This is a genomic window from Pseudomonas frederiksbergensis, from assembly GCF_017114915.1.
GTDB classification, from domain to species: domain Bacteria; phylum Pseudomonadota; class Gammaproteobacteria; order Pseudomonadales; family Pseudomonadaceae; genus Aquipseudomonas; species Aquipseudomonas frederiksbergensis_I.
Genome location: NZ_JAAUOE010000036.1, coordinates 1 through 22,330, shown reverse-complemented (window position 1 = coordinate 22,330; position 22,330 = coordinate 1). Strand labels below are relative to the sequence as shown.

General features: G+C 59.1%; 19 protein-coding genes and 1 pseudogene. 17 read left to right on the top strand and 3 right to left on the bottom strand.

Annotated features, from left to right (window positions below):
- Positions 1 to 31: 31 nt before the first annotated feature.
- A complete protein-coding gene (locus HCU66_RS21535; RefSeq protein ID WP_205890476.1) occupies positions 32 to 1,399 on the bottom strand; it encodes a CYTH domain-containing protein in 1,368 nt (455 codons plus the stop codon).
- 157 nt (positions 1,400 to 1,556) lie between these two features.
- Here HCU66_RS21535 and argE point away from each other — a divergent pair, with 157 nt between their 5' ends.
- The 10 genes from argE to HCU66_RS21485 all read left to right on the top strand — a co-directional run bounded on the left by argE (position 1,557) and on the right by HCU66_RS21485 (position 11,959).
- Positions 1,557 to 2,714 carry an acetylornithine deacetylase gene (argE, locus tag HCU66_RS21530; protein ID WP_205890475.1) on the top strand — a complete coding sequence of 386 codons (1,158 nt, stop codon included), beginning with the start codon at positions 1,557 to 1,559 and terminating at the stop codon, positions 2,712 to 2,714.
- A gap of 136 nt (positions 2,715 to 2,850) precedes the next feature.
- The gene (gene argA / locus HCU66_RS21525) at positions 2,851 to 4,149 is read left to right on the top strand and encodes an amino-acid N-acetyltransferase (protein ID WP_205890474.1); all 1,299 of its coding nucleotides are present in this window, start codon (positions 2,851 to 2,853) and stop codon (positions 4,147 to 4,149) included.
- A gap of 582 nt (positions 4,150 to 4,731) precedes the next feature.
- Complete coding sequence (locus tag HCU66_RS21520; protein ID WP_205890473.1) at positions 4,732 to 6,063, top strand: OprD family porin; 1,332 nt, start codon at positions 4,732 to 4,734, stop codon at positions 6,061 to 6,063.
- A 293-nt stretch (positions 6,064 to 6,356) separates the two neighbouring features.
- Entirely contained in the window at positions 6,357 to 6,995 is a 639-nt protein-coding gene (locus tag HCU66_RS21515; RefSeq protein ID WP_205890472.1) for a peroxiredoxin, read from the top strand.
- Between the two features lie 212 nt (positions 6,996 to 7,207).
- On the top strand, positions 7,208 to 7,801 hold the full coding sequence (gene ssuE, locus HCU66_RS21510; RefSeq protein WP_205890471.1) for an NADPH-dependent FMN reductase: 594 nt from the start codon (positions 7,208 to 7,210) through the stop codon (positions 7,799 to 7,801).
- Positions 7,802 to 7,902: 101 nt separating this feature from the next.
- Entirely contained in the window at positions 7,903 to 8,868 is a 966-nt protein-coding gene (locus HCU66_RS21505; RefSeq protein WP_205890470.1) for a sulfonate ABC transporter substrate-binding protein, read from the top strand.
- A gap of 25 nt (positions 8,869 to 8,893) precedes the next feature.
- Positions 8,894 to 10,042 carry an FMNH2-dependent alkanesulfonate monooxygenase gene (gene ssuD, locus HCU66_RS21500; protein ID WP_205890469.1) on the top strand — a complete coding sequence of 383 codons (1,149 nt, stop codon included), beginning with the start codon at positions 8,894 to 8,896 and terminating at the stop codon, positions 10,040 to 10,042.
- A 9-nt stretch (positions 10,043 to 10,051) separates the two neighbouring features.
- On the top strand, positions 10,052 to 10,834 hold the full coding sequence (ssuC, locus tag HCU66_RS21495; RefSeq protein WP_205890468.1) for an aliphatic sulfonate ABC transporter permease SsuC: 783 nt from the start codon (positions 10,052 to 10,054) through the stop codon (positions 10,832 to 10,834).
- A complete protein-coding gene (ssuB, locus tag HCU66_RS21490; protein WP_205890467.1) occupies positions 10,831 to 11,637 on the top strand; it encodes an aliphatic sulfonates ABC transporter ATP-binding protein in 807 nt (268 codons plus the stop codon). Before ssuC ends, ssuB begins: the two co-directional genes overlap by 4 nt.
- 106 nt (positions 11,638 to 11,743) lie before the next feature.
- A complete protein-coding gene (locus HCU66_RS21485; RefSeq protein WP_205890466.1) occupies positions 11,744 to 11,959 on the top strand; it encodes a TOBE domain-containing protein in 216 nt (71 codons plus the stop codon).
- Between the two features lie 153 nt (positions 11,960 to 12,112).
- On the opposite strand, the gene HCU66_RS21480 is transcribed toward HCU66_RS21485, so the two are convergent.
- Together HCU66_RS21480 and HCU66_RS21475 are read right to left on the bottom strand one after the other, a co-directional pair.
- Positions 12,113 to 12,748, bottom strand: coding sequence for a TetR/AcrR family transcriptional regulator (locus tag HCU66_RS21480; protein WP_205890465.1), 636 nt, complete (start codon positions 12,746 to 12,748; stop codon positions 12,113 to 12,115).
- Between the two features lie 133 nt (positions 12,749 to 12,881).
- Entirely contained in the window at positions 12,882 to 14,258 is a 1,377-nt protein-coding gene (locus HCU66_RS21475; protein WP_205890464.1) for a glutamine synthetase family protein, read from the bottom strand.
- 278 nt (positions 14,259 to 14,536) lie between these two features.
- On the opposite strand from HCU66_RS21475, the pseudogene HCU66_RS21470 reads away from it, so the two are divergent.
- The 7 genes and pseudogenes from HCU66_RS21470 to HCU66_RS21440 form a co-directional block, all read left to right on the top strand.
- Positions 14,537 to 14,794: pseudogene (locus HCU66_RS21470) on the top strand (gamma-glutamyl-gamma-aminobutyrate hydrolase family protein); the annotation flags it as partial.
- Between the two features lie 94 nt (positions 14,795 to 14,888).
- Positions 14,889 to 16,247, top strand: a complete 1,359-nt coding sequence (locus tag HCU66_RS21465; RefSeq protein WP_018928632.1) for a glutamine synthetase family protein — start codon at positions 14,889 to 14,891, stop codon at positions 16,245 to 16,247.
- Between the two features lie 32 nt (positions 16,248 to 16,279).
- Positions 16,280 to 17,644 carry an aspartate aminotransferase family protein gene (locus HCU66_RS21460; protein ID WP_205890462.1) on the top strand — a complete coding sequence of 455 codons (1,365 nt, stop codon included), beginning with the start codon at positions 16,280 to 16,282 and terminating at the stop codon, positions 17,642 to 17,644.
- 168 nt (positions 17,645 to 17,812) lie between these two features.
- Positions 17,813 to 18,922: a polyamine ABC transporter substrate-binding protein gene (locus tag HCU66_RS21455; protein WP_205890461.1), complete on the top strand. Its 1,110-nt coding sequence runs from the start codon at positions 17,813 to 17,815 to the stop codon at positions 18,920 to 18,922.
- Between the two features lie 238 nt (positions 18,923 to 19,160).
- Positions 19,161 to 20,258 carry a polyamine ABC transporter substrate-binding protein gene (locus tag HCU66_RS21450; RefSeq protein WP_205890460.1) on the top strand — a complete coding sequence of 366 codons (1,098 nt, stop codon included), beginning with the start codon at positions 19,161 to 19,163 and terminating at the stop codon, positions 20,256 to 20,258.
- Positions 20,259 to 20,319: 61 nt separating this feature from the next.
- Entirely contained in the window at positions 20,320 to 21,462 is a 1,143-nt protein-coding gene (locus HCU66_RS21445) for an ABC transporter ATP-binding protein (protein ID WP_205890459.1), read from the top strand.
- Between the two features lie 35 nt (positions 21,463 to 21,497).
- Positions 21,498 to 22,330 (top strand): ABC transporter permease subunit (locus HCU66_RS21440; RefSeq protein ID WP_205890504.1); only part of this gene is annotated, 833 nt, incomplete at its 3' end.

The window sequence follows — 22,330 nt, the reverse complement described above, 5'->3', positions numbered from 1 at the left end:
CGGGAGCGTGGGAACGATCATCATCGCGGTATTACATGCGCAATAGCATTTTCCAGGCACGGTTCTGATACACCGCAATCGCCTGCTGCTTACGCGCATCCAGCGACTCATCGGTAATCGGCTCGTTAGCTAGCAGGGCAAGCTGTTTCAGCTCACCGTACAGGCGATCCATTTCCGGGATGTCCAGCACGCCACGGGCATGGTGCAGCCAGACCTGGATGCGCTCGATGCGCGGCAGTTGCTCGGCCAGGTCTTCCGGCTGTTGCTGGTAACGCTGTAATTGCAGCGAGTTGGCTTCTTCGCCCAGCAGGCGTGGCAGCCAGCTACTCAGTTGGGCGGCGCCCTGACGATTGCCGCGGGTGTTGCGATCGGCAGCCCAGGTGCGGGCCAGCAACCAGCGCGAAGTGTTCAGCGAGAACAGGCCCCAGCGCGGGTCTTCCAGCTCTTCGAGGAACTGCTCCGGCGCGGCTTTGCGCACGTCTTCGTCGTCCAGGCCGGCTTGTACCAGCGGACGCCAGTCTTCCAGCAAGGCATCCAGCGCGACCCGCAGATCGTGAGTCGACTGACGCGGTGCGGCCTGACCGAGGCTGCTGATCAGCGCACGCATTTCAGCGAGGTTTTCGACCCAGTCCTGCAGCAGGCGCCAGTGGCCATTGAAGCGATATTGCTCGGCCAGGCGCTGGCTGCTGCCCAGCAAATGCCAGCACAGGGCGGCGAACGCATCGTCCAGTGGCATTTCGGCGCTGATCTGCGGTGCCGGCAAGCTCAGCGAGTAGCTGTTGGCATCGAACAAGCGATAACCGCGCTCGGCCTTGCTGATGTCACACGGCATTAGCGCCAGGGTCGCAGCCAGTTCGGCGGCCAGTTCCAGCAGCGCGGCCGGTTCGCCTTCGTGCAGTTCCAGTTCCAGCTCGCAGATTTCTTCTTTCTGTTTGCCGACTACCACGTGGCCCAGGTCCAGCGCGGCTTCGATGACCACTTTGGTCTTGCCACGACCCCAGGCGATTTCCGCGCGTTCACGCACGAAATCGGTGGTGAAGATGGCTTTCAGGGTTTTCTTGTCCAGCTCGGCCAGCTGCTCGGGCCAGCATTCGCCGTCGAGCTTCTTCACATCGAGTTTGGCTTTGGGCAGGGGCCAGTCGTACTCGTGACGCTCGGACAGACCGGCGACGCTCTGTCCACGGGTCTTGAGGGTCTGAATCACTTCGTCGCCATCGCGGCGCAGGCGCAGGGCAACCTTGGCGCGGGCCAGGTCGCGCTCGGGCGTGTCGAAGTACTGGTTCATCAACTCACGGCGTTCCCAGCCACTTTTGTTGCGTTTTTTCAGTAACGGGTGCTCGCGCAGGGCGGCGAGGGTTTCGCGGCTGACGCGGAGTTTGATTTCGGTTTCTTTCTGCATGGCCGGAAAATCCAGGATCGGGAGCGCAGCCGGGGGAATGTGTGGCTGCCAAGGTCGTGCAGTGTACAGGACTCATACGTCCTACGTGCCGCGACGGTTTATTCCTGTCGCCGGATGGTTCTATGATGGACTTCAATTCGGGAGTTGGGAGTCAGCGATGCCTTTGCCGTCCATGAAAGATCAGTTCGCTGCGCTGATCGCCGCGCCGTCTGTCAGCTGTACCCAACCTCGCCTGGATCAAACCAATCGACCGGTCATCGACTTGCTGGCGACCTGGCTCGGGGATCTGGGTTTTGCCTGCGACATCCAGCAGGTCAGCCCCGGCAAATTCAACCTGCTGGCCAGTTTTGGCTCTGGCCCCGGTGGTCTGGTGCTGGCCGGTCACAGCGATACGGTGCCGTACGACGAGGCGCTGTGGCAGACCGACCCGTTGAAGTTGACGGAGGTGGACGGCCGCTGGGTCGGCTTGGGCAGTTGTGACATGAAGGGCTTTTTCGCCCTGGTCATCGAAGCCGTCAAACCCTTGCTCGATCAACCGTTCAAGCAGCCATTACTGATCCTCGCCACCTGCGATGAAGAAAGCTCGATGTCTGGTGCTCGCGCGCTGGCCGAAGCCGGGCGGCCATTGGGTCGCGCGGCGATAATCGGCGAGCCGACCGGGTTGAAACCGATCCGGATGCACAAAGGCGTGATGATGGAGCGCATCGACATCCTCGGCCAGAGCGGCCACTCCTCGGACCCGAGCCTGGGCCACAGCGCCCTCGAAGCCATGCACGATGCCATCGGCGAACTGCGCGGCTTGCGTCTGGCGTGGCAGCGGGAATTTCGTAATCCGCAGTTCAGCGTACCGCAGCCGACGATGAACTTCGGCTGCATTCACGGTGGCGACAACCCCAATCGCATCTGCGGCCAGTGCTCCCTGGAGTTTGACTTGCGTCCGCTGCCGGGCATGGATCCCAACGCCCTGCGCGCGGCGATTTTGCAGAAGCTCAACCCCATTGCCGAGCGGCATCAGGTGAAGATCGATTACGCGCCGCTGTTCCCCGAAGTGCCGCCGTTCGAGCAGGCCGAGGACTCGGAGTTGGTGAGAGTCGCCGAAAAGCTCACCGGCCATCGCGCCGAAGCAGTGGCGTTCGGCACAGAAGCGCCTTATCTTCAGCGTCTTGGCTGCGAAACATTGGTATTGGGCCCCGGTGACATCGCCTGTGCCCACCAGCCGGGGGAATACCTCGAAATGTCACGTTTGCAGCCTACCGTGCATCTATTACGTCAACTGATCGAACATTACTGCCTGACGCCGGCATCGCTCGTATAAATTGCCCGTGTCACAACCCGTATTTATGAGGAGAGCGCGCGTGTCGCCAAGCCTGTTCCGACGATAACCATCAGCCCGCTGTGCGTTTACTGCGTTACTCTTTTTCTCGGCTGCTATTTATTACAGGCCCAGGTTCATGCCCGAATACGTCAATTGGCTTCGTCACGCTTCGCCTTACATCAACGCCCACCGCGATTGCACCTTCGTCGTCATGCTGCCCGGCGACGGCGTGGAGCACCCGAACTTCGGCAATATCGTCCACGACCTGGTGCTGCTGCACAGCCTGGGCGTGCGACTGGTGCTGGTTCACGGTTCGCGTCCGCAAATTGAAACCCGCCTCGCTGCTCGCGGCCTGACCCCGCACTACCACCACGGCATGCGCATCACCGATGCAGCGACGCTGGAGTGCGTGATCGATGCGGTCGGCCAACTGCGCATCGCCATCGAAGCGCGGTTGTCCATGGACATGGCCTCGTCGCCGATGCAAGGCTCGCGCCTGCGGGTGGCCGGCGGCAATCTGGTCACCGCACGGCCGATCGGCGTGCTCGAAGGTGTCGACTATCACCACACCGGCGAAGTGCGCCGGGTCGACCGCAAGGGCATCAATCGCCTGTTGGACGAACGCTCCATCGTGCTGCTGTCGCCGTTGGGTTACTCGCCGACGGGCGAGATCTTCAACCTCGCGTGCGAAGACGTCGCGACCCGCGCCGCCATCGACCTGGGCGCGGACAAGCTGCTGCTGTTTGGCGCCGAACTCGGTCTGCTGGATGAAAATGGTCGTCTGGTTCGCGAATTGCGTCCGCAACAAGTACCGGCGCATCTGCAACGCCTGGGCAGCAACTATCAGGCCGAGTTGCTGGATGCGGCCGCTGAGGCCTGCCGGGGCGGGGTGGCGCGCAGCCATATCGTCAGCTATGCCGAAGATGGCGCGCTGCTGACCGAACTGTTCACCCGTGACGGTGGCGGTACGCTGGTGGCCCAGGAGCAATTCGAAGTGGTGCGCGAGGCGGCCATCGAGGACGTCGGCGGTTTGCTGGATTTGATCAGCCCGCTGGAAGAGCAGGGCATTCTGGTACGTCGTTCCCGCGAGGTGCTGGAGCGTGAGATCGAGCAGTTCAGCGTGGTCGAGCGTGAAGGCATGATCATCGCTTGCGCGGCGTTGTATCAGATTGCCGATTCGGAGGCGGGGGAGTTGGCGTGTCTGGCGGTGAACCCGGAGTACCGCCACGGCGGTCGCGGCGATGAGCTGCTGGAGCGCATCGAAACCCGCGCCCGGGCACAGGGGCTGAAAACCTTGTTCGTGCTGACTACCCGGACCGCTCACTGGTTCCGCGAGCGGGGTTTCGTGCCGAGCAGCGTCGAGCGGCTGCCGTCGGCGCGGGCGTCGCTGTACAACTACCAGCGTAATTCGAAGATCTTCGAAAAGGCCCTCTGACTGAGTGGCTGTGGGCTTGATCGTTCCCACGCAGAGCATGGGAACGATCATCACTCGGCCACAAATTTGGCGCTGACATACGGCGAATAACCCGGCAGCACCGTCTCGACCTCTCCCTTTCGGCCCCAATGCTTCAGCCCGCCTGGTCGAAAAATAAAATATTAGCGATACACAAACTGTAACAAATTGACTAGATAGTGCGCGTTTGGCCATGATGGCGTCGCTTTTTCGAAAGTGGTTGACGTGTAAGGGGATGCGTCAACGCTAATTGATCTAAAAAAATTCTAACAAATACCGTTTAGGAATTAGCTTATGAGCCGATACCTCTGCGATCCGGTTCGGATCGTTGACATCAAGCTATATTCCTAAATGGTATTAAAAAGAACGAAATAATTCTTTTTGGGCTTATGAGAAAATCATTACCCTGCAGGGACCAAATCACTGCGGTTAGACCTTGGTCGTAGACACACATGGTTACGATTGACTTGTCAGTCACGGTCCGGTGCTAATCGCGCATCTGTGGATCTTGGGCGTTAGACCCGAGACCAAAGAACACAAAAATTAGAACGAGAGGAGCGAAACATGAAGAAGTCCACCTTGGCCCTGGCAGTGGCCGTAGGGGTTTTGGCGCAGCAGGCAGGCGCCGCCGGTTTCATTGAAGACAGCAAGGCTACATTGGGGCTGCGTAACTTCTACATCAACACGGATAACCGTAATGGGGCCGGTGCGAACAAGAACGAAGAATGGGGCCAAGGCTTCGATCTGCGCTTCACTTCCGGTTACACCCAAGGCACTGTCGGCTTCGGTCTCGATGCCATCGGCCTGCTGGGCGTGCGCCTGGATTCGGGCGGCGGTACTAACGGCGCAACTTCGACTTCTTACGGTGGTACTGTTTTCCCAAGCAAATCCAACGGCGAAGCGGTTGATAACTTCTCCAGCCTGGGCCTGACTGCCAAAGCCAAGATCTCCCAGACCGAACTGAAGTTGGGCACCCTGCAGCCAAAACTGCCAGTGATCGTGACCAACGACGGTCGTCTGCTGCCGCAAACCTTCCAGGGCGGTCAGATCACCTCGAACGAAATCAAAGACCTGACACTGGTCGGCGGTCAGATCGAGCACGCCAAGGGCCGTAACTCCAGCAACAACGAAGAACTGTCGATTGCTGGTGCGAACGCTCACACTGCTGCTGGTCGTGACAGCAACAAGTTCATCTACGGCGGCGGTGACTACAAAATCACCAAAGACCTGACTGCCCAGTACTACTACGGCAACCTGGAAGACTTCTACAAGCAACACTTCCTGGGCCTGGTTCACAACTGGTCGATCGGTCCGGGCGTGTTGAAATCTGATTTCCGTTATTTCAACAGTTCCGATGACGGTCTGAATGGTAATACCCCGGCTTATTACAGCAACGGTAACTACGACAGCACCTCCAACGGTAAGGGTAAAGTTGACAACAACCTTTACAGCGGCCTGTTCCTGTATAGCGTTGCCGGTCACACCTTCGGTGGCGGTTATCAGGTCAGCAACGGCAGCAGCGACTTCCCTTACCTGAACCAGGGTGACGGCGCCTCGGCTTACATAACTACCGACAGCCAGATCGCCAAGTTCGCCCGTGCCGGCGAACGTACCTGGCAAGCCCGCTACTCGTACGACTTCGCCAAAGTCGGCGTGCCTGGCTTGACCGCTGGTATGGTTTACCTGCATGGCGACAATATCGACACTACCTCGCCAGCAAGTACCGACAGCTCCGAGTGGGAACGCGACCTGACCCTGGCGTACGTCGTGCAAGAAGGTACGCTGAAAAACCTGGGCTTCACCTGGAAAAACGCCACATGGCGCACCGACATCCCAGGTCAGCGCGACCAGGACGAAAACCGTCTGATCGTCAGCTATTCGATCCCGCTGTTGTAATAGCGATCGCATAACCGATGTAAAAAAGCCCCGCCCGGCATCACGCCGGGCGGGGCTTTTACGTTTTCAAGGCGGGCTCACCCCCGTAAACCCTCCTTGAAATTTCCCTCTTTTGCAGCAACTCAAGGCCTTCTCGAACCTTGTGGTCGATGTTCGTCCCGATGGCTGTTCTGGTCCAGTGAACAGATCTTTAATATTCATTTTAAATCTAAATAAATCGATATTTATTCTTTTTAATTAAATAAGAACGCAGGCACAGTTGAGCTCAACAAGCACTCACCAGGAGCAGCACCATGAGCCTCAGACTGGGCGATATCGCCCCCGACTTCGAGCAGGATTCCAGTGCCGGCACTATTCGTTTCCACCAATGGCTGGGCGATAGTTGGGGCGTGTTGTTTTCCCATCCGGCGGACTTCACCCCGGTATGCACCACCGAGTTGGGCTTTACCGCCAGGCTCAAGGAAGATTTCGCCCAGCGCGGCGTCAAAGCCATTGCCCTGTCCGTGGACCCGGTGGATTCGCACCACAAGTGGATCGAGGACATCAACGAAACCCAGAACGCCATCGTCAACTTCCCGATCCTTGCCGATGCGGACCGTAAAGTGTCCGACCTGTACGACCTGATCCACCCGAATGCCAACGACACCCTGACCGTGCGTTCGCTGTTCGTGATCGACCCGAACAAGAAGATTCGTCTGACCATCACTTACCCGGCGAGTACCGGCCGTAACTTCAATGAGATTCTACGGGTGATCGATTCGCTGCAGCTCACCGACAACTACAAGGTGGCCACCCCGGCCAACTGGCAGGATGGTGATGAGGTGGTGATCGTGCCATCGCTCAAGGATGAAGATGAAATCCAGCGACGTTTTCCCAAGGGGTATCGCGCGGTTAAACCGTATCTGCGTCTGACGCCGCAGCCCAATCGGTAAGAGCGAGGCTTGTGTGTATCCATAAAGCAGGGGATTTCAGGCCGTTTCGACGGCCTGTTTTTTACCCGGAAAAAGACAATTTTCATATTCATTTAGAGCATAAACAAATGAATAAATATGATTTATGGATATATAAATCATCTGTTAATGTCACTCCATCGACGCGAGATCGCAAGCCGCGAATCACCAACACTGTTCAAGGAATTGTCTGAATGCTGGTCGTCTCACTGGGTGGCAGCCCCAGCCTGCGCTCCCGTTCCGGGGTATTGCTGGAGCGCTCCCAACGCTGGTTGCAAGAGCAAGGTGTGGAAGTGGTGAGTTACCAGGTACGGGACTTCCCGGCCGAAGACTTGCTGCATGCCCGTTTCGACAGCCCGAAGGTGATCGACCTGTTGCAACAGATTGAAAACGCCGATGGCTTGCTGATTGCCACGCCGGTTTACAAAGCGTCGTTTTCCGGCGCGCTGAAAACCGTATTAGACCTGCTGCCCGAGCGCGCCCTGAGCCACAAGGTGGTTCTGCCGATGGCCACCGGCGGCAGCATCGCCCACATGCTGGCGGTGGATTACGCGCTCAAGCCGGTGTTGTCGGCGCTGAAGGCCCAGGAAATGCTCCACGGGATTTTCGCCGTAGACAGCCAGATCGCTTACGGCGAAGGCAGCACCCAGGCGCAGCTGGCCCCCGAGCTTGCACAACGACTGAACGAATCGCTGGAGTTGTTTTTCAGCGCCATGGCGCGACGGCCCAAGCCGCTCGATCCGAACCTGTTGAACGAACGTTTGTTGAGTGCTCGCTGGAGCATTTAAGCCAGCACTTAAGCCACACCTGAATTTGAAGTACTCACCTTACTCAGCCGCTAACGGCCAAGCAGGTGCAGCCAAAACCCAACTGCAAAAAGGAGAGCGCCATGCGCCCTGTCATTTTGCGTCGTGGTCTGGTCGCTCTGTTTGCTGCGGCTGTGTCCTTCGGCGCCATTACTCAAGCTCAGGCCGAGACTCTACGAATCGGCTATCAGAAATACGGCACCCTGGTGCTGCTCAAAGCCAAAGGCACGCTGGAAAAACGCCTCGCCGCCCAAGGCGTGGACGTGCAATGGACGGAATTCCCCGGCGGCCCGCAACTGCTCGAAGGCCTGAACGTCGGCTCCATCGACTTTGGTGTCACCGGTGAAACGCCGCCAGTGTTCGCCCAAGCGGCGGGTGCTGATTTGCTCTACGTCGCCTATGAGCCGCCAGCGCCCCACAGTGAAGCGATCCTGGTGCCGAAGGGCTCGCCGATCAAATCGGTGGCCGAGCTCAAGGGTAAAAAAGTCGTCCTGAACAAAGGCTCCAACGTGCACTACCTGTTGGTGCGTGCGCTGGAAGACGCCGGCCTCAAATACACCGACATCCAGACCGTATTCCTGCCGCCCGCCGATGCCCGCGCTGCATTCGAGCGTGGCAGTGTCGATGCCTGGGTTATCTGGGACCCGTACCAGGCCGCCGCCGAACAGCAATTGCAAGCGCGCACCCTGCGCGACGGCCAGGGCATCGTCGACAACCACCAGTTCTACCTGGCGACCAAGCCTTACGCGCAGAAAAATCCTGAAGTGATCAAGACCCTGGTGGAAGAAGTGCGCGCGGTTGGCGAATGGTCCAAGGCCAACCCCGAAGACGTAACAACGCAGGTTTCGCCACTGCTCGGCCTGCCAGCGGACATCACCCTGACCTCGGTGAAACGCCAGGGCTACGGCGCGTTGTTCCTGACCCCTGAGGTGGTCGCCGCCCAACAGAAAATCGCCGACAGCTTCTACCAGCTCAAGCTGATTCCCAAGCCCCTGAGCATCAAAGACGTGATCTGGACGCCACCGGCGGCCGTGGCCAAAGCGCCGTAATTCGACTTTCCAAGGAGACCACTCCATGAGCCTCAATATCTTCTGGTTCCTGCCTACCCACGGCGACGGCCATTACCTTGGTACCGCCGAAGGCGCTCGCGCCGTCGACCACGGTTATCTGCAACAAGTCGCGCAAGCGGCGGATCGTCTGGGCTTCGGCGGGGTGCTGATTCCCACCGGGCGCTCCTGCGAAGATTCGTGGCTGGTGGCCGCATCGCTGATCCCGGTGACCCAGCGTTTGAAATTCCTTGTCGCCCTGCGCCCCGGGATCATTTCCCCGACGGTGGCGGCGCGTCAGGCCGCGACCCTGGATCGTCTGTCCGGCGGTCGTGCGCTGTTCAACCTGGTCACCGGTGGCGACCCGGAAGAATTGGCCGGCGACGGTTTGTTCCTCAGTCACGAAGAACGCTATCAGGCTTCGGTGGAGTTCACTCGCATCTGGCGCCGGGTGCTGGAAGGTGAAACCGTCGATTACGACGGCCGGCACATCAGCGTGAAGGGCGCCAAGTTGCTCTATCCGCCGATCCAGCAACCGCGTCCGCCGCTGTACTTCGGTGGCTCGTCGGAAGCGGCGCAAGACCTCGCGGCAGAGCAGGTCGAAATGGTCCTGACCTGGGGCGAGCCACCGGCCGCCGTTGCCGAGAAGATTGAACAAGTGCGTGCCAAAGCCGCGAAGCTTGGTCGAACCGTGCGCTTCGGTATTCGCCTGCATGTGATCGTTCGTGAAACCAACGCCGAGGCGTGGCAGGCCGCGGATCGACTGATCTCTCATCTGGACGATGACACCATCGCCCGTGCCCAGGCTTCTCTGGCGCGTTTCGATTCGGTCGGCCAGCAACGCATGGCCGCTTTGCATGGCGGCAGTCGCGACAACCTGGAAGTCAGTCCCAACCTCTGGGCCGGTGTCGGTCTGGTGCGCGGCGGGGCCGGTACGGCGCTGGTCGGCGACGGTCCGACCGTGGCCGCTCGGGTGAAGGAATACGCCGATCTGGGCATCGACACGTTCATCTTCTCCGGTTATCCACACCTGGAAGAGTCCTACCGGGTGGCCGAGTTGCTGTTCCCGCACCTGGACGTCGAGCGTCCTGAACTGCCGAAAAGCGCCGGTTACGTCAGCCCATTCGGCGAGATGGTGGCCAACGACATTCTTCCCAAAGCCGCGTCCCAGAGCTGAGGCGCTGCCATGAAGAAAATTACCCACAACCTCGCGCCTTGGGCATTGCCGGTCCTGTTGCTGGCGGTATGGCAGTTGTCGGTGTCGGCGGGCTGGTTGTCGACGCGGATTCTGCCGGCGCCGAGCGCGGTGATCGAAGCTGGTGTGAGCCTGTTCCGTAGCGGTGAAATCTGGACTCACCTGGCCATCAGCGGCTGGCGCGCGGCACTCGGTTTCGCCATCGGTGGCGGCATCGGCCTGACCCTGGGCTTCATCACAGGTCTGTCGAAATGGGGCGAGCGCCTGCTCGACAGTTCGGTGCAGATGATCCGCAACGTGCCGCACCTGGCGCTGATTCCACTGGTGATCCTGTGGTTCGGCATTGATGAGTCGGCGAAGATTTTCCTGGTGGCGTTGGGCACGTTGTTCCCGATCTACCTCAACACTTACCACGGCATTCGCAATGTCGATCCGGCGCTGGTGGAAATGTCCCGCAGTTATGGCCTGTCCGGTTTCAGCCTGTTCCGGCAGGTGATCCTGCCGGGTGCGCTGCCTTCGATTCTGGTCGGTGTGCGTTTTGCCCTGGGTTTCATGTGGCTGACCCTGATCGTCGCTGAAACCATCTCCGCCAGCGCCGGCATCGGTTACCTGGCGATGAATGCTCGGGAGTTCTTGCAGACTGACGTGGTGGTGCTGGCGATTCTGTTGTACGCCGTGCTCGGCAAACTCGCGGATCTCGCGGCCCGAGGACTTGAGCGCGTGTGGCTGCGCTGGCATCCGGCCTATCAGGTTGCCAGGGGAGGTGCCGCATGACGGCTCAACAACCTCCACGCCTGCTGCGCGGTATTCCGCTGGCAGTGCGCAAGCTGCAAAAGACCTTCGGTTCGCGGCAAGTGCTGCGTGAAATCGACCTGCACATTCCGGCCGGGCAGTTTGTAGCGGTGGTCGGGCGTAGCGGTTGCGGCAAAAGTACCTTGCTGCGTTTGCTCGCCGGTCTCGACAAGCCCACGGCTGGCCAGTTGCTTGGCGGTTCCGCGCCGCTGAGTGACGCTCGGGAGGACACCCGACTGATGTTCCAGGAAGCGCGTCTGCTGCCGTGGAAAAAGGTCATCGACAACGTCGGTCTCGGGCTCAGGGGCAACTGGCGGCCGCAAGCACTGGAAGCCCTTGAGGCGGTCGGCCTGGCGGATCGCGCCAACGAATGGCCGGCAGCCTTGTCCGGCGGGCAGAAGCAACGCGTGGCCCTGGCTCGCGCGCTAATCCATCAACCGCGCCTGCTGTTGCTCGACGAACCCCTGGGCGCACTGGATGCCTTGACCCGGATCGAGATGCAGCAACTGATCGAACGGCTCTGGCAACAGCATGGCTTCACCGTGTTGCTGGTGACCCATGACGTCAGCGAAGCGGTGACGATTGCCGATCGGGTAATCCTGATTGAAGAAGGCGAAGTCGGTCTCGACCTGGCGGTGGAACTGCCGCGTCCTCGGGTCCGCGGCTCCCATCGGCTGGCGGCGCTGGAAACCGAAGTGCTCAACCGCGTGCTGTCGCTACCCGGCCAACCGCCGGAACCGGAACCTGTTTCACCCTTGCCTGCGCAGCTGCGCTGGGCGCAATGAAGCAGCTGCGAGCTTCAAGCTTCAAGCTGCAAGTAAAAGCGCTCTGCTTCTGCTTGCGGCTTGTCGCTTGCCACTTGCCGCTCATTTCGATCCTAGGAGAAATGCTATGACTATCAAAGCCATCAACGTTCGTAACCAGTTCAAAGGCACGATCAAGGAAATCGTACTCGGCGATGTCCTTTCGGAAATCGACGTGCAGACTGCATCCGGTATCGTCACCTCGGTGATCACCACCCGCTCGGTGAAAGAGCTGGAATTGGTGGTCGGCAGCGAAGTGATCGCTTTTGTGAAATCCACCGAGGTGTCGATCGCCAAGTTGTAAGCGCGTGCGCCAACGACAACCCCGGAGGGCGTGAGCCCTGATCGCCTGATCGTTCCCTCGCTCTGCGTGGGAACGCAGCCCGGGACGCTCTGCGTCCCAAAAGCCGAACGCGGAGCGTCCGAAGAGGCATTCCCACGCGGAGCGTGGGAACGATCAAAGCGCGGCGCGCTTGGGCAGGTACGGCGGCAGATACAGCCCAAGGTAGGCATCAAACACCCGCATCCCTTCTTCAGCCATGCGCGGCGTGATCTGCCCATGCTGCTGCACCGAGCGCGCGTACACTCGATCTCCCAGCTCCATGGCCAGGGCAAATACATCGACGTCCGTCGGCAGCTTCGGCAGTTCGAAGTGGTGGGCGAACAGCTTGTGCATCAGGTCGCCGAGTTCGATGTCGTGCTGACGGTCGGCCTGGGTGACTTCAGTCAGGCCGTGCTGGGCGAGGATCAACTGGCGGGCGGCGGCGTCTTCGTCGTAGATGGCGAGCATGCGCTGTTCCACCAGTCGCGACAGGTCGCGCCAACCGTTGAGGGCATTGTGGTCGATGGGCGCTTGCAGACAGGCGCGAAACGCGGCGTGGACGTCGGCGGTCAGGGCTTCGAGCAGGGCCGGGACGCTGGCGAAAAAGTGGTAGACGGAGGAGGGCGGGATCTCGGCGCGTTCAGCGACACTGTAGATCGACAGACTGGCCACGCCCTCGGCGGCCAGCAGCGTGCGGGCGGCATCGAGTATCGAGTCGATCCGGGCCTGGCTGCGTGCGCGGGGTTTGCGTGGGGTAGCGAGTCGGGTCATTGAAGTCTCCTGCGGGGCAGCGGGCATTGTACGCAGAGCGCAGAGATGGTCCATACCCCAAAGGCTGTGTGTTCGGGCATAAAAAACGCCGCGGGCTGTAAGGCCGGCGGCGTTGTTTTTTTATAGCGACCGCTTACACGGTATGCAGGTACCAGTTGTACTCGAGGTCGGAGATGGAGTGTTCGAACTCCTCCAGCTCGCTCTCTTTACAGGCGACGAAGATATCGATGTATTTCGGATCGATGTACTTGGCCATGACTTCGCTGTCGTCCAGCTCGCGCAGTGCATCGCGCAGGTTGTTCGGCAGGCTTTGCTCGTTCTGCTCGTAGCTGTTGCCTTCCACGGGCGCGCCCGGTTCGATCTTGTTGACCAGACCGTGGTGCACGCCCGCCAGCACCGAAGCCATCAGCAGGTACGGGTTGGCGTCGGCGCCGGCAACGCGGTGTTCCAGGCGGACTGCGTCAGAGGAGCCAGTCGGCACCCGCAGTGCAACGGTGCGGTTGTCCAGGCCCCAGGAGGGCGAGTTCGGTACATAAAACTGCGCGCCGAATCGACGGTAGGAGTTGACGTTCGGGCAGAGGAAAGCCATCTGCGCCGGCAGGGTCTCGAGCACACCGCCGATCGCGTGACGCAGTGCGGCGTTCTGCTCGGGATCCTCGCTGGCAAAAATGTTTTTGCCATCTTTATCAAGAATCGAGATGTGGACGTGCAGACCGTTACCCGCCTGGCCTGGATAAGGCTTGGCCATGAAGGTGGTGTCCATCTCATGGTCGTAGGCGATGTTTTTGATCAGACGCTTGAGCAGGACCGCATAGTCGCAGGCCTTTATAGGGTCGGCCACATGATGCAGGTTCACTTCGAACTGCGCCGGGGCGCTTTCCTTGACGATCGCGTCGGCAGGGATGCCTTGCTCTTTCGCACCTTCCAGAATGTCTTGGAGGCAGTCGACATATTCGTCCAGATCGTCGATCAGGTAGACCTGGGTCGAGTGCGGACGTTTGCCGGAGATCGGCGAGCGCGGCGGTTGCGGGCGACCGTTCACGTTTTCCTGGTCGATCAGGTAGAACTCCAGTTCGAACGCGGCGCAGATGGTCAGGCCCATCTCATCGAACTTGGTCACCACTTGACGCAGCACTTCGCGCGGATCGGCGAAGAACGGGTCACCTTCGAGTTCGTGCATGGTCATCAGCAATTGCGCGGTCGGGCGCTTCTGCCAGGGCTCATTGCACAGGGTGTCGGGGATTGGATAGCAGATTCGGTCAGCATCGCCGATGTCCAGACCCAGGCCGGTGCTTTCCACCGTCGAGCCATTGATATCCAGAGCAAATAGAGAGGCCGGCAGGTTGATGCCTTTCTCGTAAACCTTGTGGAGGCTGGTGCGTTCGATGCGCTTGCCGCGCACCACACCATTCATATCCGCAATCAGAAGGTCAACGTACAGAACCTCAGGATGTTCCTTAAGGAACGCGTTCGCTTCGTTAAGCTGAACGGCACGCGGGGGTACCGACATGATGCAACACCTTTGTTGTTAAAAATATCAATCATTGATCTCTTCGGATTCCAGTCAACCCGAACGGCATGCCGAAGTCAAGCGAGGCCTTTTTTGCCCTGAAAAAGCGCTGCTGTGGCTTTTTTGAGGCACTTTGGGGCGTTTTTTTGCCTTCTGACGCCTTGGCCCCCGCGGGCTTGAGCGGGCCGTGTTGTATTTTTTACGGGGGTGTTGTGTAAAAAAATGAACAAGGCTAAGCTCGATTTAAACCCATAACAGCAATAATACCGGGGTGCTTCATGTCTCGCCTGCCGTTAATCGGCGTCACCGCCTGCTCAAAACAGGTCGGTCTGCATGCTTATCACATCAGTGGCGACAAATACGTACGCGCCATGGCTTCAGCTGCCAAAGGCCTGCCGTTGATTCTTCCATCCCTGGCGGATCGACTGGCGCCGTCCGATATTCTGGACGCTCTGGACGGCATTCTTTTTACAGGCTCTCCTTCTAATATAGAACCGTTTCACTACAACGGCCCGGCCAGCGCGTCGGGTACTGCCGATGCCTGCCGCAAGCGCGCATTACAACGCGACGCCGATGCGTCAAATAACGCCTGACTTACAAGAGTCAGGAAACTCAGCCTAAGAGGCATTTATGAGTAACAACCTCGACCAGCTCACCGATTGGTTGAAAGACCACAAGATCACAGAAGTCGAATGCATGATTGGCGACCTGACCGGCATCACCCGGGGCAAGATCTCGCCGACCAACAAGTTCATCGCCGAAAAAGGCATGCGCCTGCCCGAAAGCGTTTTGTTGCAGACCGTGACCGGCGACTATGTCGAAGACGACATCTATTACGAACTGCTCGACCCGGCCGACATCGACATGGTTTGCCGCCCCGACCAGAACGCTGTGTTTCTGGTGCCCTGGGCCATCGAGCCCACCGCCATCGTGATCCACGACACCTACGACAAGCAGGGCAACCCGATCGAGCTGTCGCCGCGCAACGTGCTCAAGAAGGTGCTGAAACTCTACGCCGACCACGGCTGGCAGCCGATCGTGGCGCCGGAAATGGAGTTCTACCTCACCAAGCGCAGTGATGACCCGGACTACCCGTTGCAACCGCCGATTGGCCGTTCCGGTCGTCCGGAAACCGGTCGCCAGTCCTTCTCCATTGAAGCGGCGAACGAATTCGACCCGTTGTTCGAAGACGTCTACGACTGGTGCGAACTGCAGGAGCTGGACCTCGACACGCTGATCCACGAGGACGGCACCGCGCAGATGGAAATCAACTTCCGTCATGGCGATGCCCTGTCCCTGGCCGACCAGATCCTGGTGTTCAAGCGCACCATGCGCGAAGCCGCGCTCAAGCACAACGTAGCCGCGACCTTCATGGCCAAACCGATGACCGGCGAGCCGGGCAGTGCCATGCACTTGCACCAGAGCATCATTGACATCGAAACCGGCAAAAACGTCTTCTCCAATGAAGACGGAACCATGAGCCAACTGTTCCTCCATCACATCGGCGGTTTGCAGAAATTCATCCCTGAACTGCTGCCGCTGTTCGCCCCCAACGTCAACTCGTTCCGCCGCTTCCTGCCCGATACCTCGGCACCGGTGAACGTGGAGTGGGGCGAAGAGAACCGCACCGTGGGCTTGCGGGTGCCGGATGCCGGGCCGCAGAACCGTCGGGTGGAAAACCGTCTGCCGGGCGCCGATGCCAACCCTTACCTGGCCATCGCCGCCAGCCTGTTGTGTGGCCTGATCGGCATGCTCGAAGGGCATAACCCGAGTGCTCCGGTCGTGGGTCGTGGTTACGAGCGGCGCAACCTGCGCCTGCCACTGACGATTGAAGACGCGCTGGACCGCATGGAAAACAGCAAGACCATCGAAAAGTACCTGGGCAAGAAATTCATCACGGGCTACGTCGCGGTCAAGCGGGCCGAGCATGAAAACTTCAAGCGCGTGATCAGTTCGTGGGAGCGGGAGTTCCTGCTTTTTGCCGTCTGATACGCCTTCACTGGAATCCAAGGAGAATTCGCATGACCAGCAACAACCCGCAAACCCGTGAGTGGCAAATCCTGAGCAGCGAGCACCACCTGGCCCCGTTCAGTGACTTCAAGCAGCTGAAAGAGAAAGGCCCGCGGATCATCACCAACGCCAAGGGCGTTTACCTCTGGGACAGCGAAGGCAACAAGATCCTCGACGGCATGGCCGGTCTGTGGTGCGTCGCGATCGGCTACGGTCGCGATGAGCTGGCCGATGCCGCCAGCAAACAGATGCGCGAGCTGCCTTATTACAACCTGTTCTTCCAGACCGCTCACCCGCCGGTGCTGGAGCTGGCCAAGGTCATCGCTGAAATCGCGCCTGAAGGCATGAATCATGTGTTCTTCACCGGTTCCGGCTCCGAAGGCAACGACACCATGCTGCGGATGGTTCGTCACTACTGGGCGATCAAGGGCCAGCCGAAGAAGAAGGTCATCATCAGTCGCAAGAACGGCTATCACGGCTCCACCGTGGCCGGCGCGAGCCTGGGCGGCATGACCTATATGCACGAACAGGGCGACTTGCCGATCCCGGGCATCGTTCACATTGCCCAGCCGTACTGGTTCGGTGAAGGCGGCGACATGACGCCGGATGAGTTTGGCATCTGGGCGGCCAATCAGCTGGAAGAGAAGATTCTGGAAGTTGGCGTCGACAACGTCGGCGCCTTTATTGCCGAGCCGATCCAGGGCGCTGGCGGCGTGATCATTCCGCCAGATACCTACTGGCCGCGGATCAAGGAAATCCTCGCCAAGTACGACATTCTGTTCGTGGCCGACGAGGTGATCTGCGGTTTCGGTCGTACCGGTGAGTGGTTCGGTACCGATTTCTACGACCTCAAACCCCACATGATGACCATCGCCAAAGGCCTGACGTCCGGTTACATCCCGATGGGTGGCCTGATCGTGCGTGACGATGTGGTCGAGGTACTCAACGAAGGCGGTGATTTCAACCACGGTTTTACCTATTCCGGGCACCCGGTGGCCGCTGCGGTGGCGCTGGAAAACATCCGTATCCTGCGCGATGAAAAAATTGTCGAGCACGTGCGGGCAGAAACGGCACCTTATTTGCAAAAGCGTCTACGGGAACTGAACGATCACCCGTTGGTGGGGGAAGTGCGTGGGGTCGGTCTGTTGGGGGCTATCGAGCTGGTTCAGGACAAGGCCACTCGCAAACGTTACGAAGGCAAGGGCGTTGGCATGATCTGCCGGCAGTTCTGCTTCGACAACGGCCTGATCATGCGTGCGGTCGGCGACACCATGATCATTGCTCCGCCACTGGTGATTACACCGGCTGAAATCGACGAGTTGGTGACCAAGGCACGCAAGTGCCTGGACCTGACCCTGAGTGCGTTGCAGGGCTAAGTGCTAGGCTCTGAGCGAGGTGCAATGTTTGCACTTCGCTCAGTGCAAACAAAGGATGGGGCTTTCCTTGAAAGCCTGCCTTGGATCTTGCCAGACTAACGGTTGTTCGGACGCCCCGGTAACAGGCCGCCGAGCACGTGCTTAAAAAGAAAAACTGGAGCATTACCCATGAAGGCATTAGGTATGAAGATAACTGGCAAGACCCTCCTCGCCATGTCCCTGATGGGCGTGATGGCGGGCGCCGTTCAGGCCGACGACAAAGTGCTGCACGTGTACAACTGGTCCGACTACATTGCTCCGGACACCGTCGCGAACTTCGAAAAAGAGTCCGGGATCAAGGTGGTGTACGACGTTTTCGACAGCAACGAAACCCTGGAAGCCAAGTTGTTGGCAGGTAAGTCCGGCTACGACATCGTCGTGCCGTCGAACAACTTCCTCGCCAAGCAAATCAAGGCCGGGGTTTACCGGGAGTTGGACAAGTCCAAGCTGTCCAACTACGGCAACCTGAACAAATCACTGCTTAAAGCGGTTTCCGTCAGCGACCCGGACAACAAACACGCTTTCCCTTACATGTGGGGCTCGATCGGTATCGGTTACAACCCCGCGAAGGTCAAGGCAGCGCTGGGTGTCGATACGATCGATTCCTGGGACGTCCTGTTCAAGCCTGAAAACATTGCCAAGCTCAAGGGCTGCGGTGTGAGCTTCCTGGATTCGCCTACCGAAATGCTGCCGGTCGCCCTGCATTACCTGGGTCTGCCAACCGACAGCCAGAAGAAAGAAGACATCAAGAAAGCCGAAGAGCTGTTCCTGAAGATCCGTCCTTCCGTGACCTACTTCCACTCGTCGAAGTACATTTCGGACCTGGCCAACGGCAACATCTGCGTAGCCGTCGGCTATTCGGGTGACATCCAGCAAGCCAAGTCCCGCGCGGAAGAAGCTGGTGACAAGGTGAAAGTCAGCTATGCCATTCCAAAAGAAGGCGCTGGCACCTTCTACGACATGGTCGCAATCCCCAAGGATGCGGAGAACGTCGAAGGGGCCTACAAGTTCATGAACTACCTGTTGCAACCAAAAGTGATGGCTGAGATCACCAACGCTGTGCGCTTCCCTAACGGTAATGCTGAAGCGACCCAGTACGTGAGCAAGGACATCACTTCGGATCCGGGCATCTATCCGACTCCTGAAGTACAGGCCAAGTTGTATGCGATCGCTGATTTGCCGGCCGCCACCCAGCGTGACCTGACTCGCAGCTGGACCAAGATCAAATCCGGTAAGTAAGTAATAAACCTGTAGCCACTGCCGAAGGCTGCGTTGAGGTCTGAAGGACCTCCGCTTTTCGACAGCACAACTGCTTCGCAGTTGAACGCAGCCTGCGGCAGCTGCTACAGGAATCTTTATAAAGTTTGCTGGAACGGTTTTTCGAGGGTAAGTTGCGCGCCGGTTTTGTTGTCAGGCCGCCATGGCTGTCATGTAACGCGGGGCAACTTGGGCCCAACTCATTTTAGAGGACCTCCACTTGCCTGTTTTTTCTTTGTTGCGCAATGCCCTGCTGATCGGCACTGGGCTGACACTTGCTGTCAGTGTTCAGGCCGCCGGCACAGTGCATATTTATAATTGGTCGGACTACATCGGTGAGACCACCCTGGCCGACTTCCAGAAAGAGACCGGCATCAAGCCGGTGTATGACGTATTCGATTCCAATGAAACCCTGGAAGGCAAGTTGCTGGCCGGGCGCACCGGTTATGACGTGGTCGTGCCGTCCAACCACTTCCTGGGCAAACAGATCAAGGCTGGGGCTTTTCAGAAGCTCGACAAGTCGAAGCTGACCCACTATTCCAACCTTGACCCGGTGCTGCTCAAGCGCCTGGAGAAGAACGATCCGGGCAACCAGTACGCCGTGCCGTACCTGTGGGGCACCAACGGCATCGGCTACAACGTCGAGAAAGTCAAAGCCGCGCTGGGGGTCGACAAGATCGACTCGTGGGCCGTGCTGTTCGAGCCGGAAAACATCAAGAAACTTTCCGGTTGCGGTGTAGCGTTCCTCGACTCGGCGGATGAAATGCTTCCGGCCATGCTGAACTATATGGGCCTGTCGCCGAACAGCGAGGATCCTGAAGATTACAAGAAAGCCGAAGCCAAACTGTTGGCAATCCGGCCTTACGTGACCTACTTCAACTCGTCCAAATACGTCTCCGATCTGGCCAATGGCGAGATCTGCGTGGCCGCCGGTTTCTCCGGCGATGTGTTCCAGGCCAAGGCCCGGGCGACCGAAGCCGGCAAGGGCATCGACATTGCTTATGTGATTCCCAAAGAGGGCGGCAACCTCTGGTTCGACATGCTGGCCATTCCCCGGGACGCCACCAATATCAAAGAGGCTCATGCCTTCATCAACTATCTGCTCAAGCCTGAGGTGATCGCCAAGGTCAGTGATTCCGTCGGCTACGCCAACCCCAACCCGAAGGCGGGCGAACTGATGGATCAGGCCGTACGCACGGATGAGGCGGTCTATCCGACGCAGGCTGTTGTCGACAAGCTGTATGTCAACTCAGAGTTGCCACCCAAGATTCAACGACTCATGACGCGCAGCTGGACCAAGATCAAGTCAGGCAAATAGCGTCAACCTATCCAGGTTCGCCACGTTAAGCGAACTGCACATTCTGTTGGGAGTTTCGTAAATGGCAGTTGCCTCCGGCGCCTATAAGAAAGCCCTCGAGGGCGACCAGTCACCTAAACAGGTGCTGGTCAAAATCGACCGGGTCACCAAAAAGTTCGACGAGACGATTGCCGTGGACGACGTGTCCCTGGAAATCAAGAAAGGCGAAATCTTCGCCTTGCTCGGCGGCTCGGGTTCGGGCAAATCCACCTTGCTGCGGATGCTGGCAGGGTTCGAACGGCCCACGGAGGGGCGCATTTTCCTCGATGGCGTAGACATCACTGACATGCCGCCGTACGAACGGCCGATCAACATGATGTTCCAGTCCTACGCTTTGTTCCCGCACATGACCGTGGCGCAGAACATCGCCTTCGGCCTCAAGCAGGACAAGATCCCTGCGGCCGAGGTCGATGCCCGCGTGGCCGAAATGCTCAAGCTGGTGCAGATGAGTCAGTACGCCAAGCGCAAACCCCATCAATTGTCCGGCGGTCAGCGTCAGCGTGTGGCCTTGGCGCGTTCGTTGGCCAAGCGGCCGAAGCTGTTGTTGCTCGACGAACCGATGGGCGCGCTGGACAAGAAGCTGCGCTCGCAAATGCAGCTGGAACTGGTCGAGATCATCGAGCGCGTGGGCGTGACCTGCGTGATGGTGACCCACGATCAGGAAGAGGCCATGACCATGGCCGAGCGCATCGCGATCATGCACCTGGGCTGGATCGCCCAGATCGGCAGCCCGATCGACATCTACGAAACCCCAACCAGCCGCCTGGTCTGCGAGTTCATCGGCAACGTCAACATCTTCGAAGGCGAAGTGGTGGACGACGCCGAGGGCCACGCGCTGATCACCTGCAAGGACCTGGACCGCAACATCTACGTGGGCCACGGCATCAGCACCTCGGTGCAGGACAAGTCCGTCACCTACGCGATCCGTCCGGAAAAACTGCTGGTGACCGCCGACATGCCGACCTGCGAACACAACTGGTCCAGCGGCAAGGTGCACGACATCGCGTACCTGGGCGGCCACTCGGTGTTCTACGTCGAACTGCCGAGCGGCAAGCTGGTGCAGTCCTTCGTCGCCAACGCCGAACGCCGTGGCCAGCGCCCGACCTGGGGTGACCAGGTTTACGTGTGGTGGGAAGACGACAGCGGCGTGGTACTTCGCTCATGAACATGCGCAAACTCAAACGCCGGCTCAATCGAATACTGCCCGGTGGCCGTCAGCTGGTCATCGGGGTTCCGTTCATCTGGCTGTTCCTGTTCTTCATGCTGCCGTTCTTCATCGTCCTGAAGATCAGCTTCGCCGAAGCCGACGTGGCCATTCCGCCGTACACCGAAATCTACACCTTCGTTGACCAGAAACTGCAGGTGCTGCTCAACCTGGCCAACTACGCGATGCTGGGCGACGACGAGTTGTACATCGCCGCCTACCTCGGCTCGCTGAGGATGGCGCTGTTCAGCACCATCCTCTGCCTGATGATCGGCTACCCGATGGCCTATGGCATTGCCACCGCCCGCAAAGAGCTGCAAACGGTGCTGGTGCTGCTGATTATGATGCCGACCTGGACCGCGATCCTGATCCGCGTGTATGCGTGGATGGGCATCCTCAGCAACAACGGTCTGCTCAATGGTTTTCTGATGACCATGGGGTGGATCGACGAGCCGCTGCAGATCCTCAATACCAACCTCGCCGTCTATATCGGGGTCGTTTACTCCTATCTGCCATTCATGATCCTGCCGCTGTACGCCAACCTGGTCAAACACGACACCAGCCTGCTGGAAGCCGCATCGGACCTGGGTTCGAGCAACTTCAACAGTTTCTGGAAGATCACCGTGCCGCTGTCGAAAAACGGCATCATCGCCGGCTGCATGCTGGTGTTCATCCCGGTGGTGGGGGAGTTCGTGATCCCGGAACTGCTCGGCGGTCCGGAAACCCTGATGATCGGTAAAGTGCTCTGGCAAGAGTTCTTCAACAACCGTGACTGGCCGGTGGCGTCAGCGCTGGCGGTGGTGATGCTGGCGATCCTGATTGTGCCGAT

What these genes read in the sequence shown, in the direction of transcription:
- HCU66_RS21535 (WP_205890476.1), bottom strand. Translation starts at nt 1,399, where the DNA reads ATGCAGAAAGAAACCGAAATCAAACTCCGCGTCAGCCGCGAAACCCTC.
- argE (WP_205890475.1), top strand. Translation starts at nt 1,557, where the DNA reads ATGCCTTTGCCGTCCATGAAAGATCAGTTCGCTGCGCTGATCGCCGCG.
- argA (WP_205890474.1), top strand. Translation starts at nt 2,851, where the DNA reads ATGCCCGAATACGTCAATTGGCTTCGTCACGCTTCGCCTTACATCAAC.
- HCU66_RS21520 (WP_205890473.1), top strand. Translation starts at nt 4,732, where the DNA reads ATGAAGAAGTCCACCTTGGCCCTGGCAGTGGCCGTAGGGGTTTTGGCG.
- HCU66_RS21515 (WP_205890472.1), top strand. Translation starts at nt 6,357, where the DNA reads ATGAGCCTCAGACTGGGCGATATCGCCCCCGACTTCGAGCAGGATTCC.
- ssuE (WP_205890471.1), top strand. Translation starts at nt 7,208, where the DNA reads ATGCTGGTCGTCTCACTGGGTGGCAGCCCCAGCCTGCGCTCCCGTTCC.
- HCU66_RS21505 (WP_205890470.1), top strand. Translation starts at nt 7,903, where the DNA reads ATGCGCCCTGTCATTTTGCGTCGTGGTCTGGTCGCTCTGTTTGCTGCG.
- ssuD (WP_205890469.1), top strand. Translation starts at nt 8,894, where the DNA reads ATGAGCCTCAATATCTTCTGGTTCCTGCCTACCCACGGCGACGGCCAT.
- ssuC (WP_205890468.1), top strand. Translation starts at nt 10,052, where the DNA reads ATGAAGAAAATTACCCACAACCTCGCGCCTTGGGCATTGCCGGTCCTG.
- ssuB (WP_205890467.1), top strand. Translation starts at nt 10,831, where the DNA reads ATGACGGCTCAACAACCTCCACGCCTGCTGCGCGGTATTCCGCTGGCA.
- HCU66_RS21485 (WP_205890466.1), top strand. Translation starts at nt 11,744, where the DNA reads ATGACTATCAAAGCCATCAACGTTCGTAACCAGTTCAAAGGCACGATC.
- HCU66_RS21480 (WP_205890465.1), bottom strand. Translation starts at nt 12,748, where the DNA reads ATGACCCGACTCGCTACCCCACGCAAACCCCGCGCACGCAGCCAGGCC.
- HCU66_RS21475 (WP_205890464.1), bottom strand. Translation starts at nt 14,258, where the DNA reads ATGTCGGTACCCCCGCGTGCCGTTCAGCTTAACGAAGCGAACGCGTTC.
- HCU66_RS21465 (WP_018928632.1), top strand. Translation starts at nt 14,889, where the DNA reads ATGAGTAACAACCTCGACCAGCTCACCGATTGGTTGAAAGACCACAAG.
- HCU66_RS21460 (WP_205890462.1), top strand. Translation starts at nt 16,280, where the DNA reads ATGACCAGCAACAACCCGCAAACCCGTGAGTGGCAAATCCTGAGCAGC.
- HCU66_RS21455 (WP_205890461.1), top strand. Translation starts at nt 17,813, where the DNA reads ATGAAGGCATTAGGTATGAAGATAACTGGCAAGACCCTCCTCGCCATG.
- HCU66_RS21445 (WP_205890459.1), top strand. Translation starts at nt 20,320, where the DNA reads ATGGCAGTTGCCTCCGGCGCCTATAAGAAAGCCCTCGAGGGCGACCAG.